This is a genomic window from Streptococcus sp. STC1396, assembly GCF_058933875.1.
Genome location: NZ_JBZYCU010000015.1, coordinates 1 through 15,737, shown reverse-complemented (window position 1 = coordinate 15,737; position 15,737 = coordinate 1). Strand labels below are relative to the sequence as shown.

Here is a 15,737-nt window from a genome sequence, read left to right as displayed (position 1 = left end):
CTATTCAAACTATTTTTCAAGCGATTCTGGTGAAATTCCGAGAATTTCTCGAATTTCCTCCAGCGAAAGACTAGAGCGTGCTTCTGCCCCATCCAGAATAGTTGAAACCAGATTTCGTTTGCTTTCCTGTAATTCCTGGATTTTTTCTTCAATAGTTCCCCTCGTAATCAGCCGATAAACTTCGACATTGCGTTCTTGACCAATACGATGGGCCCGGCCGATGGCCTGAGCTTCTACCGCTGGATTCCACCAGAGGTCCACCAAAATAACGGTATCTGCACCAGTCAGGTTGAGACCGACACCGCCGGCTTTGAGGGAAATCAGAAAGGCTGACCTTTCTCCTTGGTTAAAGGCCGTTGTCATCTCCTGACGATCTTTTGCAGGGGTTGAGCCCGTGATTTTGAAGGATTCCATCCCCATCTGATCCAGCTCAGCCTCGATGATATCCAACATACCACGGAATTGTGAAAATATCAGAACACGATGATTGCCGTCTTGGATCTGCTCCAGCAGCTCACGCAAACTCTCCAGCTTACCACTTTCCCCATCGTAATCCTCCATAAATAACTTAGGTGTGTCACAGATTTGACGGAGCCGCATAAGCCCGGACAAGATTTCAATTTTACTGCGATTGATTTCCTCCTCCGTTGCATGAAGGATTCGCTCCTGCATTTGCTTGAGCAGGGCTAGATAAATCGTTTTCTGGCTGTCTGCTAGTTCGTTACGGTAAGAAACCTCAATCAAATCAGGAAGCTCCTGCAAGACTTCTTCTTTCTTGCGCCTCATAACAAAGGGTTTGATATAGCGCGCAACCGTTTCTGCCGACATCTTCAAAAAAGCTTTCTTGGCCGGTAACAAGCCCGGAAGGACAATCTGGAAAATAGACCAGAGCTCACCAAGATGATTTTCAATCGGCGTGCCAGACAAGGCATAAGTACGCTCCACCTCAAATGCTCTCAAATATTGAGCAATCTTGCTCTGGTCATTTTTCATGACCTGTGCTTCGTCCAATATCAAATAGTCAAAATGAAGCCCCTGATACTCTTCAACATCTTGTCTGAAAGAAGCATAGCTCGTAATCGTAATCTGATGATTTTCTGCAATCGCAGCATCTCGAACATTTTTCAGTCCATACACAACGGCCACGTCTAAGTCTGGAGCAAATTTGGCAAACTCATCACTCCAGTTGTAAATCAGGCTAGATGGTGCTAATATCAAGACTTTCTTAGACTTGGTCAAATGAGCACTCAAAAAAGAAATGGTTTGAAGGGTCTTCCCCAAGCCCATGTCATCGGCTAGAATACCGCCGAATCCATATTTATTCAGCATGGATAGCCATTTTACACCCGTCTCTTGATAATCCCGAAGCTCAGCCTGAACTTTCAGCTTAGGCAGAGGAAAATCCTCAGGGTGGGTCAAATCATAAGCCAGCTGGCTAAAATCCTGCGACAAGTCAACTCTTTCCTGATCTTTGAATAATTCAGAGAGTTGGTAGGCGGCCAGACTATGCGTTTGGATAACCCCATTTTTAGAATGTTTGCTTCTCAATTGTTGCAAGGTCTGGCTGATTCGCTTACTATTCTCATCAAAAATCAGAACCTGACCCGTCTTGCTGATAAAGTAATCCTTTTGACTCATCAGCGAATCTAGAACATCATCCACTTCAGACTGATCAATACCAGTAAAATCAAAGCCAATATCCAAGAGACCACCGTTCATACCGACGGAAACTCTCGGAGGTTCTGTGTAGGACAAGGCTTGCAACTCATCTGATAGGTGGACGTTGCCCAGTACCCCAAAGCGCGGAATCAAAACGGAGAAGAAACGGTAAATTTCTTCTGGTCGCAAAGGCGGACGCTGGCTGATAAACTCATCTGCAAAACCCGCCTCCAGCATTTCTTTAAAAATCTGCTGTTCTCGCTCAAAATTGCTAGCGAAAGGCAGGTTTCTTAGTTCCTCACGACTGGCTACAGTCTGACTGCCATAATCAAAGACAAGATCCAGTAATACTTGCTTGTCCGCCCCCAAATTAAATTCGAAATCCACGGTAAAGTCATGAATGAGCAGGCGCTCAGGCGCTGTCACACGGCCAATCTTTTTAAACTCGACCAAACTCACTGCCAGTTTGGACTGCTCAGACACATCAAACTGCAGGCGCTTTACTCGTTCCTGCTCAATCGGCAGTTCCTGTAAAGCCTTGATTAATTTCGTCTGCTGAGCCGTCAGTTGATAGAATGTCTGATTATGAAAGATAAATTGACCCCCATAGAGAATTTTATAATTCTTTTCTGATATCAGTAGCTCAAAATAGTTTTCACGCTCTTGCACCTCAAACTGATAAATCTCCGCCTCTTCATGCAAGTCCTGAAAAAATACCTCCGAATAATCATAGAAGCTATATTCCAAACGAAATGACGTGAGATTCATCAAGCGAGTCACACCTTCTTCAAAAAGACTGGCTGGAAAATAGAGGTGCCGCCCTGCATTGGGAAAGACTAGCGAAGAATCCTGCCCCTTATAATCCGCTGCCAAGCCCCGTAAGAATTCTAGCAAATCTTGACTGGCCTCATCAAAATTCTCTATACGGATGGGCTCATAATAACTCTTTCCAATCTGATAATGGCCGCCCTTGTCCAAGGTTCTCAAAAAGGACAAAATATCACGTACCACATAAGAACGCTCATCTGGCAGTCGACTGATCCGCAGACTCCATAAGAATTGTCCTGTGTAAGTATCTTCCTGACCGGTCGCCGATAGCTCATAGCAGATTTGCTGCCCGGATTTATCTGGCAAAATCTTATCCAAAAAAAGACTGCCAAAAGAGACTAACTTCTGGGTTTCCTGACTGGATGACTCCTTTTCTTCCATCTTTTCTAGCAGGTCTTTGCCAGCTGTATCATTTTTCAGAAAATATTCTAAGGCAGCCAGATGGACACAATACTTTTTCTTTTGAAAAAAATCACAGGAGCAGAAAACTGCATCATCATCTAGACTATAGCGTAGATTGTATTGATCCACGCGCGTGTACAAAAAGGAATCCTTGACTTCAAGAATTTCAACCTTTTTGCTATCACAGAGAGCAATTCCTTCTGTTCGAATTTTACCAGGAATTAATTTAGCCATAATTACCACCTAACGTTTATCCTTTTATTGTACCATATTTTGAACACAATAAGAAAAAGCAAGCATCAACTTGCTTTCTTTATGTAGAGAATGCCTATGTCTAATCACTCATTTACTTTTTGGATATGTGATACTCCACCTCAGACTTTGGTAGAAGCGGATACCAAGCTTGATAAGATTGCGCATATCCACTTAAAGACTGGTACTGCTCGCTCTTTTTTCACACAGTTCAATCTGGCTTTTCCGATAAGGAGAGGAAGCATCCAAGTAGGTTTTATATACGTCCTAAAAGACTTCTCCTTTGAACATCCCTCTGCTTCAAAATATTTTATTTCATCGCTGGCAGCAACTAATCTAGATATAAGTCATTTCTATCTGGATTTACTAGCTGGTGAAACTAGATCCCACCTAAAAAAACTCAGACTCGATTCGCTTAAAGCTCCTACTTCCGCTTCCTTGCAATCAAGTGAATCGGTGTTCCTTCAAAGACAAAGGCCTTGCGGATTTGATTTTCCAAGAAACGCAGGTAAGAGAAGTGCATGAGCTCTTCTTCGTTGACAAAGATGACAAAGGTCGGAGGTTTAGTTGCTACCTGAGTCGCATAGAAAATCTTGAGACGTTTACCCTTATCGGTCGGTGTCGGATTAATCGCGATGGCATCCATGATAACATCATTGAGCACAGCTGACGGAATACGCGTGTTTTGGCTCTGACTAATCTGTTTGATCATGTCTGGCAGCTTATGCAGGCGCTGCTTGGTTAAGGCAGAAACAAAGATAATTGGCGCATAGGACAAGTATTGGAACTGGTCGCGGATATCTTCTTCCCAGTCTTTCATAGTATGGTTGTCTTTTTCCAGCGTATCCCACTTGTTGACTACAATAATTAGACCTTTCCCAGCTTCGTGAGCAAAACCAGCGATTCGCTTGTCGTACTCACGGATTCCTTCCTCGGCATTGAGCACCATCAGAACAACATCTGAGCGGTCAATCGCCCGCATAGCACGCATAACAGAGTATTTTTCTGTATTTTCATAGACCTTGCCTGACTTACGCATACCCGCCGTATCAATCATGGTAAATTCCTGACCTTCACTGTCTGTAAAGACCGTATCAATAGCATCGCGCGTAGTACCAGCCACTGGACTGGCAATGACCCGGTCTTCACCCAAGATGGCATTGATCAAGCTAGACTTACCGACATTGGGACGGCCAATCAAGCTAAACTTAATCATATCAGGATTTTCAACCACTTCTTCGTGAGGAAGATTTTCAACGATCGCATCCAGAATATCCCCTGTACCAATCCCATGGACAGAAGAGACTGGGAAAGGGTCGCCCAAGCCCAAAGCATAGAAATCATAGATTTCATTGCGCATCTCGGGATTATCCACCTTATTGACCGCTAAAATGACCGGCTTATGGGTCTTGTAAAGCATCCGAGCGACATATTCGTCCGCATCCGTGATTCCTTCCTTACCAGACACGACAAAAACGATGACATCAGCCTCGTCCATGGCAATCTCAGCTTGGTGCTTGATTTGCTCCATAAAAGGCGCATCAACATCGTCAATTCCGCCCGTATCAATGATACTAAACTTACGATTAAGCCAATCTGCCGTCGCATAAATCCGGTCTCGGGTGACTCCTTCGACATCTTCAACGATGGAAATTCGCTCACCAGCAATCCGGTTGAAGAGTGTTGACTTGCCGACATTGGGACGGCCGACAATGGCAATAGTTGGTAAAGCCATTACTTACCTCTCTTATTCTAGTTTAATAATTTCTTCTCTTTCAAGATATCCTGACTGGCCAAGTTAGGCTTTTGTCCAAATTGAGCCGCTAGACGCTGACTCCAGGTATCCTGAGCTCTCTCGCCAGCATAATCAGCCTGAACACGGTCATAGACCTCAATGACAGATTCTTCCTGCTCTTGGTAACTTTCTTCAAAAACAACAGCTTCATAAGGCAGACGCGGTTTAACCGCATGATTCTGATTGGGTTTCCCCAAAGCCATACCAAAGACTGGATAGGTGTAATCTGGCAGCTTTAACAGCTCTGCTATTTCTTTAGAAACATAGCGGGCCAAACCGATAATGACACCACCATAGCCCATGCTCTCAGCAGCCAAAAGGGTATTTTGACCCGCCAAGGCTGCGTCAACAGAAGTTATGAGAAGGTTTTCTATGCCCTCTGAGTAAAAATCTTCTGTATGTAACCGAACGCCTTTTTCTGCTCGATTAAGGTCACCGACAAAAAGCAGAAAGGCTGAAGCCTGGAGGATAGCTTTCTGGGGCACTAGCTCAAAAAGAGCCTCTTTTTTCTCCTGACTGCGTATCACAATGATGGAATAAGATTGAAAATTCTTCCAACTAGAAGCCGCCCGTCCAGCATTGATAATTGTTTTCAACTCTTCATCTGAAATCTGCTCCTCCGTAAAACGACGAACAGAGGTGTGGGATAACATTAAATCAATTGTTTCATTCATCTACGATTTTCTCCTTCTAGGCGAACCTCCTGAGCCAGATAGCGAATTCTTTCCATGACCCGCTTGGCCTGCCAAGTCTCATCACCATTTCTTGATGTAGCAAAATGTCGCTCTAAATCCACAAAACTAAAATTAGAAGTAAAGAAAGTTGGCAGATTTTCCTGCATACGATGCTGGAGAATAACTTGCAGAATCTCATCCCGCATCCAAGGGCTGGACTGTTCAGCTCCAATATCATCCAGAATCAAGACCTGAGCCACTTTGACATCGTCAATTTTTTCTTTGACTTGACCAGAACTAATGGCGTTTTTGACGTCCAAAACAAAGCTAGGATAGTGTAGCAGAGTAGTAGATACGCCCCGTTTTTCTGACAAATCATGAGCCAGAGCCGCCATCATATAGCTTTTACCAACACCAAAATCTCCATAGAGATAGATAGCCTTTTGATAGTTTGGATAATCCGCTACAAAATTAGTCAAGAGTTCAAAAGCTTGATAGCGGCCTATATCATCCAAGTCAACCTGAGCCAAACTGGCTTCCTTAAGACTGGCCGGCAGATTAATCAAATTTAGACGACCACGAATAGCTTCCTGACGTTCCTGCTCAATCAACTCAGGAGTTTCCTCATAAGACACATCTGCATAGCCTTCATTTTTAATCAAAATGGGTTTATAACCCTTGGCAATATAGGCTTCATCCTTGAGCAAAAAACGATTGCGCTCAGTAATATACTGGTTAAATTTGGAGATACTGCGTTGGATTTCAGCCTGCGATAACTGCTCTTGCTGAATAAAGGCAGCTATGTCCGGATCTGCCAGAATTTGCTTGACCAGTTCTTGGTAATCAAACTGCCTAACCTTATTCATGTGAGGCATCGCCTGTCCGACTTTTTCCATTTACTCACCGCCTCCTTCCAATTTGGCTAATAGTCTGCGTTTCTGCTCTTCCAGCTCTGCTTGTTTTTCTAGGCTGGTTTCATTTTTATAATCAGGATTGCTCCATTCAGGTATATTGCTGGACTTGCGCTTCGGTTCAGCCTGGTTACCAACAGTTTGCTGGTGTCTCTCGCGAATTTTTAGAACAGCTTCCTCAGCAGAAGTCACCTTTTGATAAGCAAAATCATTGGCCACTTTTAAGGCGTATTTTTCGTTAAGATTGGCCGAATCAACCTTGTTAAAGGTTAGAAGTAGGACGAGGTTAATCACTTCATCCAAAAGGCCTAGTTCTGCCATATCTTGTAAGAGTTTTCGCTCAGCCCGAGTAATCGCTGCCTGACGGGTTTTCTTAATTTCGGCTAAAAAAATCAGCGGTGTTTGACGTTTGGCCTCTCTAATGATGGACTGTTCCTGCTGACTAAATTTACCGTCAACCGGCTTCTGATTCAGTTTCTGTCGCATACGTTTGGTCGAGATAACCTGAGAAATAGCAGTTTCTCTAGCCAAAAGATAGGTTTCATACCAGGTCCACTTCTTTTGCTCAGCAATGGCAAAAAGTTCTAAGAGATCTTCCTTTTCATCTGCAAAACGTAAATTTTCCTGAGCCATTCGCTGTTTGAAATTTCCTAAATCAAAATCTTTCATTTTTCGAGAGAAATCAAGACGCTCAGCTTCCAAACCAAAGACCTGCACAAATGGTTTTTCAAGCTTCTGTCCCTCAGCTCTGCTAGGTTTCAAGGCATCTGTTGCTGCTTCACCAATTTTTTTCTCCAAGAGTTTCGTATAGACGTTATGCTGAAAAAAATCATCCGCTGCTAGAGGGGCAAAAAGGCGAATGTAATAATGCTCTTCCTTCTGATAAAGAGCTAGGAGCTCCATAGCCGCTAGACGCTCTAAAGCATTTTCTAAAACATCCATGCCAAAATCCAGATGATTGAGAATATGCCCAAAGAGATAATCCTTTTGCCCATTATCCCAAAAGGCAAGCAGATAAGAATACAGAGCCGCAGCATCTCTGCCAACAATCGGCAAATATAGCCTAGTAAAGTTTCCCACGTCCTGATGAATCCGATTATTTCGTAAGAAAGAAAAATGACTGTTTGGTTTCATTTATTTTTCCTTTTTCTTTTTGGATCCCTTAGTAATCTGCTTCAATAGACTTTCCAGCTCACCGACATCCTTGAAACTGCGATAAACACTGGCAAAACGCACATATGTGATTTCGTCTAATTCTGCCAATTCATCCATGACGAGAGAACCAATATACTCGCTATGAATTTCATTATCACTTTGGCTTCGGACCTTTTGTTCAATTCGATTTACAATTGCTTCAATTTCATCGCTGGAAACAGGGCGTTTTTGAGCAGATCGAATAATGCCATTAAAAATTTTATCTCGCGAAAACTGTTCACGTGTCCCATCTTTTTTGACAACTACCAAGGTTCTCTCTTCGACACGCTCATAGGTCGTAAAGCGGTGCTGACATTCTTCGCACTCGCGACGACGACGAATAGTATTTCCATCTTCTGCCTGTCGGCTATCAACTACACTTGACTTACTTCCACCACATTTGGGACACCGCATGACACATCCTCCTAGAATCCTAATACTTCATTATACCATGTTTTGAAAAATAACAAAAGGTAGTTGATTGCTCTATCAAGTTCTAATTCATACTCAAAACCCGCTAATGCTACATAATCGCCCCTCATTACTAACCCCAAATACTTCTCTGTACCGAAATCCATTGTTGCTCAATTTTTCCCATGCAAAAAGCAGCCTGTATCTCTTACAAACTGCTTCAACAGCTACTAGTTCTCTAAACTTCTGACAAAGGCTTGATAAGTCTGCTCCATCAGCATAGTAATAGTCATCGGGCCAACACCTCCAGGTACAGGGGTAATCAGACTGGCTATTTCAGCTACTTCATCAAACTTAACATCGCCAATCAGCTTGCCATTCTCATCTCGGTTCATACCGACGTCGATGACAACAGCCCCCTCCTTGACAAAGTCCTTAGTTACAAAATGTCCTCGTCCAATAGCCACAACTAAAATGTCCGCCTGCTTAGCAGTCTTAGCTAGATTGTGGGTCCTCGAATGTGTCAGTGTTACCGTCGCATTCTTAGCTAAAAGCAACTGAGCCATGGGCTTACCGACAATATTACTCCGCCCGATGACGACCACTCGCTTGCCTTCCAGTTCAACGCCATATTCATGAAACATCTCCATAATACCTGCAGGAGTAGCCGGAATCATAACAGGATGGCCGCTCCATAGTTTGCCCATATTAAGGGGATGGAAGCCATCAACATCCTTGTCTGGATCAATAGCCAGCAGCACAGCTTCATCATCAATATGATCAGGTAAAGGCAGTTGGACTAAAATCCCATGCCAGTCAGGATTTTGATTATAAGTTTCAATCAAGCTCAACAACTCTTCTTGACTGGTCTCTTCCGGTAGACGATCTACCTTACTCCGAAAGCCAGCAGCTAAAGCCGAGCGCTCCTTATTACGCACGTAGATTTGACTGGCTGGATTTTCCCCAACCAAAATAACTACCAAGCCAGGAACCTGCCCTTTTTCTTCTTTGAGTTTCGCTGTTTTTTCTGCTAATTTAGCTTGAAGTTTTTCCGCTAAAGCTTTCCCATCAATAATTCTAGTCATTACCTTCTCATTTCTTTTTCAGTATCTTATCCATTATACCAAAAATCTCCCAGCCGAACTTATACATTTTTCTTATGGAAACTTATAAAAATAACCAGCTATCTTTTAGGATAAAATAAAAAAGCAGGTCTCTGCTTTTTTAGTACAATAATTCATAAATTTCCATTGCAATCAAGTCGATGCTATCGAAAGTGTAGGTCTCACGCGCTGCAACATCACGCAGGGTAAAGACTGGACCGTTTTCTTCGTCGTAGCTGTAAGCTACTTCCGCGACAACAACTCCTTCACGCTCAAAATTACGTTTTAAATTTCCACCATCTTTGGCCATAGCTTCCAAGCGATTGATGATTCTAACTAAATGTGATTCCATTTTATTTCTCCTATTTACTTGGTTCTTTCCTATTTTACCACAAAAAGAAACTGAAATACCAGTAAAAGGGCATCTTTTTCTTATTTTTTCGCCAAAATTCTTGCAAATTCTTCAGTCTCAGCTAGGATTTTATACTTAATTCTTGCAATGTTTTAAAATACTGATATAATGAAATTATAAAAACCTTGACTATTTTTGACCATTTAAAAATAGGCAATTTCGCTTCCTATAGAAAGAGGTAGAACATGCTTTGTCAAAACTGTAAAATCAATGAATCAACCATTCATCTCTATACAAATGTAAATGGAAACAAACAGCAGATTGATCTCTGTCAAAACTGCTACCAAATCATGAAAACTGACCCTAACAACTCTTTACTCGGCGGTCTTTATAACACAAACAATCAAAACATCGATCCTATTGACGATTTCTTTAACAGCCTCAGCAATTTCCAACACCCTCAGGAGCCAAATCCAAATATCCCTCCAACTCAATCAGGAGGAGGTTATGGAGGCGGTGGTTATGGTGGGTCCAGCCGTGGAGGTGGTCAACGTCAGCAAGCTCCGCAAAAACCCAAAGGACTTCTAGAAGAGTTTGGTATCAATGTGACTGAACTGGCTCGCCGAGGCGAGATAGATCCTGTTATCGGACGTGATGAAGAGATTGTCCGTGTCATCGAAATCCTCAACCGCCGCACCAAGAACAATCCTGTCCTCATTGGAGAGCCCGGAGTCGGAAAAACAGCTGTGGTCGAAGGCCTAGCTCAGAAGATTGTTGATGGTGATGTACCTCATAAACTCCAAGGTAAGGAAGTCATTCGCCTAGACGTTGTCAGCCTAGTACAGGGGACTGGTATCCGTGGCCAATTCGAGGAACGGATGCAGAAGCTCATTGATGAGATTCGTTCTCGTCAGGATGTCATTCTCTTCATTGATGAAATCCATGAAATTGTCGGAGCAGGCTCTGCTGGCGATGGCAATATGGACGCTGGGAACATCCTCAAACCAGCGCTGGCTCGCGGAGAACTCCAAATGGTCGGAGCGACTACCCTCAATGAATACCGTATCATCGAGAAAGACGCAGCACTGGAGCGCCGCATGCAGCCCGTCAAGGTAGACGAGCCGACGGTAGAGGAAACCATTACCATCCTCAAAGGGATTCAGAAAAAATACGAAGATTACCATCACGTCAAGTATACAGATGCGGCCATTGAAGCCGCTGCGCTTCTCTCCAACCGCTACATCCAAGATCGCTTCCTGCCAGACAAGGCTATTGACCTATTGGATGAGGCTGGATCAAAGATGAATCTGACCCTAAACTTCGTTGATCCCAAGGTCATTGACCAACGTCTGATTGAGGCCGAAAACCTCAAGGCTCAGGCAACCCGCGACGAAGACTTTGAAAAAGCAGCTTACTTCCGCGACCAGATTGCCAAGTACAAGGAACTCCAGCAGACAAGCGTGCTAGACAAGGATACTCCGATTATCAGCGAGAAAACCATTGAGCACATCGTAGAGCAAAAGACCAATATTCCAGTCGGCGACCTCAAAGAAAAAGAACAGTCTCAACTAGTCAATCTTGCCAGCGACTTAAAAGCCCATGTCATCGGCCAAGACGATGCTGTGGATAAGATTGCCAAGGCCATCCGCCGGAACCGAGTCGGACTCGGAACTCCCAATCGCCCAATCGGCAGCTTCCTCTTTGTTGGACCAACTGGTGTCGGTAAGACAGAGCTGTCTAAGCAACTAGCCATTGAGCTCTTTGGTTCGGCTGACAGCATGATTCGCTTTGATATGAGTGAATATATGGAGAAACACAGCGTGGCCAAGCTGGTCGGTGCACCCCCGGGCTACGTCGGTTATGACGAAGCTGGCCAGCTGACAGAACGCGTCCGCCGCAACCCGTATTCGCTCATTCTGCTGGATGAGGTAGAAAAGGCCCATCCCGATGTCATGCACATGTTCCTGCAGGTTCTAGATGATGGCCGCCTGACTGATGGTCAAGGTCGTACTGTCAGCTTCAAGGATACGATTATCATCATGACATCCAATGCTGGAACGGGTAAAGCTGAAGCCAGTGTTGGCTTTGGGGCAGCGCGTGAAGGCCGAACCAACTCCGTTCTGGGGGAACTGGGCAACTTCTTCAGTCCTGAGTTTATGAACCGCTTTGACGGCATTATCGAATTTAAGGCACTCAGTAAGGACAATCTGCTGCAAATCGTCAATCTCATGCTGGATGATGTCAATCAACGCTTGGCTAGCAATGACATTCATCTGGAAGTCACCGAAAAAGTCAAGGAAAAACTGGTGGATCTGGGCTACGATCCGAAAATGGGTGCTCGCCCACTGCGCCGCACCATCCAGGACCATATCGAAGACGCCATTACTGACTTCTATCTGGAAAATCCAAGTGAAAAAGATCTCAAGGCGGTCATGACCAGCAACGGCAAGATCCTCATCAAATCAACTAAGAAAACTGAAAATCCTACTGATGAACCCAGCAAACCGACAACAGATGAAACCGAACAATAAAATATAAGAAAAGAAACCCAACTTAGGATTTAAACTAGGTTGGGTTTCTTTATAATAGAATAGATGTAATATTTCTAGGAAACTACTTATTTACACAAAGGCAAAGTCCAATCGTCACCTTTGCAGCATTCGTTTTAAACTCCCGCATATTGTCTGAGATGTAAAATAGTCTATAATTCCCGATGCTAAACAAGTTTCTTGTCAATCTAGTGCCTACACTTTGTGCTTGTCCACCCATCTGAATTTAAATAACAAGCAGCGACTACTAGACAAAATTTTTGTCATTTGGGGGTAATTTTCTTATTATTAATATCTTGTAACTTCAAATATATTTCCAACAAGATAAGAGAATAGTATCTAACTGCTCTATGAAAACTTCAAAATAGATTTTACTGGAACTTTCACTCTATTTTCTTATCAAGAAATCAAAAAAATACTAGTAAAGTCTTGACAGAGGCTCTTCAGTCCTTTATGATAATAGTAAACTTACTAGAGAATGAGGAAAAATCATGACACTCCCAACCTTTGGATTAAAAGAAGAAAATGTAGAATATGTGACCCGTTACGGAGTCTATGCTGTTATTCCCGATGAGAATAAAGAAAAAATTATTCTAGTTCAGGCACCGAATGGAGCTTGGTTCCTTCCAGGTGGTAAAATTGAGGATGGCGAAGATCACCTAACAGCTCTCAAACGAGAATTAATCGAAGAACTGGGCTTCACAGCTCAAATTGGAGAATATCTTGGCCAAGCAGATGAATACTTCTATTCCCGACACAGAGACACCCATTTTTATAATCCAGCCTACATCTACGAAACAATTTCCTTCACTGCGATACAAAAACCTGTTGAAGATTTCAACAATCTAGCTTGGTATCCAATCGAAGAAGCAATCAAAAAAGTTAAACGTGGCAGTCATAAATGGGGAATTGAAAAATGGAAAAGCATCCATAAAGCCTAAAGGGAATCGTTCACAATTTTCCAAAAAGATGTTATAATACTAGCAGATACAATGTAGGAGGAAATCGCATGAAGCTTATTAATACAACAAATAGTCACGCCGAACTTGTGAAAAGCCAGCTGGAAAGCACAGACGCGACACTAGTAGAGGTCTATTCAGCAGGAAACAGTGATGTTGTTTTCACACAAGCTCCTCTTCACTATGAAATACTGATTTCAAATACACACCGTGCTATACGAGAACAAGAAATTGAAAAAATTAGAGAATTCTTTTTAAAAAGAAAAATTGATTCTAAAATGATTGACTCATCTGCAATCCGAACTATTTACGCTAATAATCTAATAGAAATCTCAATCCCTGTTAAAGATTGAACTCCCAGATATAGAAGGCTATAAAGCAAAATAACTTATTATCAACTAAAGTGAATGGTCAATTTTAGCATTGAGAGAGAACCTAGGTTCTCTCTTTTTTATATGTTGAACATTAACTAGAAAATATACTAAATCTGATGTTCTGCAATTTCACCGATACCTATTGTATAATATGTCATATTGTTTTCTAATATTAATGTTAAAAAGCATATCATCATAAGTGCACAATAAAAAAACTCATAAGATTTTCTAGTAAAATAGAATTGAACGAACTAGTTACGAACGGAAATCTTATGAGCTACCACCATTTTACCATAGATGAGCGTGAAAGTATTCTGATTTACCGTACAAACGGACTAAATTTTTCTCAAATCGGAAAATTACTTCACCGTCATCCTTCCAGCATTAGTCGGGAATGGAAACGTCATACGGAAGAAAACAGCTACTCTCCTAACAAAGCACAAGCAGCTTATCAACTTGCAAAATCACATTGTGGACGAAAGAGAAAGCTGGATCTAGACTCGAATCTAAGCAAAATAATCAAGCACCTTTTTCTCGATTGCCAATGGTCTCCTGAGGAAATAGAAGGTCGGTTATGCCTAGAGTACGAGAAATCTGTTATTAGTTATCAAACGATTTATAGAGCCATCTATCGCGGTCACTTTGACGACAAGCTGTCACATGGTGCTCGTGGTGTAGGAGGATAAACTAAATAATAGACCACGAAAGTGTCTCAACTGGAAAACTCCTTATGAAGTATTTTATGGTAAATTTGTGCACTTAATTTGACAATTCAAGGTAGAAAAAAGTCCCATATGACCTATAATGAAAAGCGACCAAACCATTATTAGAAAGAATCTTATGGAACAGTTAAATTTTATCACAAACTTACTGGGAATAAAAGACCCTAACATCACTATTTTAGATTATGTAGATGCTGGAACACACAAGGAAATCATCGCTAAGCTAGATTATCCTGCACCTAAATGCCCTCACTGTCAAGGACAAATGGTTTAATATGACTTCCAAAGAAAATCCAAAATCCCCTATCTAGAGTGTGCGGGATACAAAACGCTGATTCGCTTAAAGAAACGCCGTTTCCGATGTAAAGTTTGTAGGAAAGTAGCTGTCGCAGAGACTTCCTTAGTCAAGAAAAACCACCAAATCGCGACCATCGTCAACCAGAAAATCGCTCAAAAACTAATCGAGAAAGTCCCTATGACAGCCATCGCTGAAAGCTTGGCTGTCTCCACATCCACAGTCATTCGAAAACTAAAGGAATTCAAGTTCAAGACAGATGGGACCTGGCTTCCAGAACATATGTCTTGGGATGAATACAGCTTCAAGAAGGGAAAGATGAGCTTCATTGCGCAGGATTTTGACTCGCTCAAGGTCATCACAATTCTGGACGGACGAACACAAGCAACCATTCACAATCACTTTCTGCGCTATTCCAGACAAGTCCGAAACCAAGTCAAAGTCATTACAATGGACATGTTTAGTCCCTATTACGATATTGCCAGAAAACTATTTCCAAACGCTAAAATCGTTCTGGATCGTTTTCACATTGTCCAACACCTGAACCGGGCTATGAACCGTCTTCGCATCCAAATCATGAAGCAATTGGATCGAAAATCGCACGGATATAAAGCGCTGAAACGCTACTGGAAACTGGTCCAACAAGACAGCCGTAAACTCAGCGATAAACGTTTTTATCGCCCAACTTTTCGTATTGTACGTTTGTCAATGATGTGAGACCAAACGAAAGTTATCAAAAAACTTGATATGGTATTCTCTACAAGGAGCTAGCTCCTTGTAGATTTTTTCTTATTTCGATAGGTGACATCCAGTTTAAAGTTTGCATGGGCAATCGATTAGATTTGTAGAGATAGCGCTCCATCTGTTTGATGAGATCGTCATAGGAATAGAACTGGAGATGTTTGTAGAATCGTTTATTGTCATTGCGATGGCTTCGTTCTACCTTGCCATTGTGTCGAGGTGTTCGAGGCTTGATACACTTATGCTCAATCCCCAACTCCTCACAAAGAAGGTCAAGCGGGTGGACTTGCTTGGTCTCTCTAAAGTGTGTAAATTCAACACCATTATCTGTTTGCAGGACTTTGGGCTGATAACCAAAATGACGAATAGCCAATTTCAAAAATTGAACTGTAGAATGAGAGCTTTGCTCCTTAAAAGGATAGATAAATCGCTCTCTGGAAGCTTCGTCGATGACAGTATACTGATAGAATTTATCAGGGATAGAGCCGGTGTAACAGTGTTTTGGGACATATTTGA

12 protein-coding genes and 2 pseudogenes are annotated in these 15,737 nt (G+C 42.4%); 5 read left to right on the top strand and 9 right to left on the bottom strand.

Annotated features, from left to right (window positions below):
• Positions 1 to 9: 9 nt before the first annotated feature.
• The 8 genes from AC5FEC_RS06520 to AC5FEC_RS06485 all read right to left on the bottom strand — a co-directional run bounded on the left by AC5FEC_RS06520 (position 10) and on the right by AC5FEC_RS06485 (position 9,581).
• Positions 10 to 3,123 carry a pilus expression-regulating Snf2 family helicase gene (locus AC5FEC_RS06520; protein WP_493661681.1) on the bottom strand — a complete coding sequence of 1,038 codons (3,114 nt, stop codon included), beginning with the start codon at positions 3,121 to 3,123 and terminating at the stop codon, positions 10 to 12.
• 442 nt (positions 3,124 to 3,565) lie between these two features.
• Positions 3,566 to 4,876, bottom strand: a complete 1,311-nt coding sequence (gene der / locus AC5FEC_RS06515) for a ribosome biogenesis GTPase Der (RefSeq protein ID WP_037614680.1) — start codon at positions 4,874 to 4,876, stop codon at positions 3,566 to 3,568.
• 17 nt (positions 4,877 to 4,893) lie between these two features.
• A complete protein-coding gene (locus AC5FEC_RS06510; RefSeq protein ID WP_037614683.1) occupies positions 4,894 to 5,610 on the bottom strand; it encodes a nitroreductase family protein in 717 nt (238 codons plus the stop codon).
• Positions 5,607 to 6,506 carry a primosomal protein DnaI gene (gene dnaI, locus AC5FEC_RS06505; RefSeq protein WP_493661680.1) on the bottom strand — a complete coding sequence of 300 codons (900 nt, stop codon included), beginning with the start codon at positions 6,504 to 6,506 and terminating at the stop codon, positions 5,607 to 5,609. The genes AC5FEC_RS06510 and dnaI overlap by 4 nt, the downstream gene beginning before the upstream one ends.
• Positions 6,507 to 7,655 carry a replication initiation and membrane attachment family protein gene (locus tag AC5FEC_RS06500; RefSeq protein ID WP_493661679.1) on the bottom strand — a complete coding sequence of 383 codons (1,149 nt, stop codon included), beginning with the start codon at positions 7,653 to 7,655 and terminating at the stop codon, positions 6,507 to 6,509.
• On the bottom strand, positions 7,656 to 8,129 hold the full coding sequence (gene nrdR, locus AC5FEC_RS06495) for a transcriptional regulator NrdR (protein WP_037614692.1): 474 nt from the start codon (positions 8,127 to 8,129) through the stop codon (positions 7,656 to 7,658).
• A gap of 227 nt (positions 8,130 to 8,356) precedes the next feature.
• Entirely contained in the window at positions 8,357 to 9,211 is an 855-nt protein-coding gene (locus tag AC5FEC_RS06490; RefSeq protein ID WP_493661678.1) for a bifunctional methylenetetrahydrofolate dehydrogenase/methenyltetrahydrofolate cyclohydrolase, read from the bottom strand.
• Positions 9,212 to 9,350: 139 nt separating this feature from the next.
• Positions 9,351 to 9,581 (bottom strand): DUF1797 family protein, encoded by a 231-nt coding sequence (locus tag AC5FEC_RS06485; protein ID WP_037614573.1) that lies wholly within the window; start codon positions 9,579 to 9,581, stop codon positions 9,351 to 9,353.
• A gap of 245 nt (positions 9,582 to 9,826) precedes the next feature.
• Here AC5FEC_RS06485 and AC5FEC_RS06480 point away from each other — a divergent pair, with 245 nt between their 5' ends.
• From AC5FEC_RS06480 to AC5FEC_RS06460, 5 genes and pseudogenes are all read left to right on the top strand, one after another.
• On the top strand, positions 9,827 to 12,112 hold the full coding sequence (locus AC5FEC_RS06480) for an ATP-dependent Clp protease ATP-binding subunit (RefSeq protein WP_493661677.1): 2,286 nt from the start codon (positions 9,827 to 9,829) through the stop codon (positions 12,110 to 12,112).
• A 509-nt stretch (positions 12,113 to 12,621) separates the two neighbouring features.
• On the top strand, positions 12,622 to 13,071 hold the full coding sequence (locus AC5FEC_RS06475; protein ID WP_037614568.1) for an NUDIX hydrolase: 450 nt from the start codon (positions 12,622 to 12,624) through the stop codon (positions 13,069 to 13,071).
• A gap of 68 nt (positions 13,072 to 13,139) precedes the next feature.
• The gene (locus AC5FEC_RS06470; RefSeq protein WP_037614566.1) at positions 13,140 to 13,442 is read left to right on the top strand and encodes a DUF1827 family protein; all 303 of its coding nucleotides are present in this window, start codon (positions 13,140 to 13,142) and stop codon (positions 13,440 to 13,442) included.
• Positions 13,443 to 13,735: 293 nt separating this feature from the next.
• A pseudogene (locus tag AC5FEC_RS06465) lies at positions 13,736 to 14,140 on the top strand (transposase); the annotation flags it as partial.
• A 163-nt stretch (positions 14,141 to 14,303) separates the two neighbouring features.
• A pseudogene (locus AC5FEC_RS06460) lies at positions 14,304 to 15,176 on the top strand (ISL3 family transposase); the annotation flags it as partial.
• Between the two features lie 61 nt (positions 15,177 to 15,237).
• Here the strand turns inward: AC5FEC_RS06460 and AC5FEC_RS06455 are convergent.
• Positions 15,238 to 15,737 (bottom strand): DDE-type integrase/transposase/recombinase (locus AC5FEC_RS06455; RefSeq protein ID WP_493661676.1); only part of this gene is annotated, 500 nt, incomplete at its 5' end.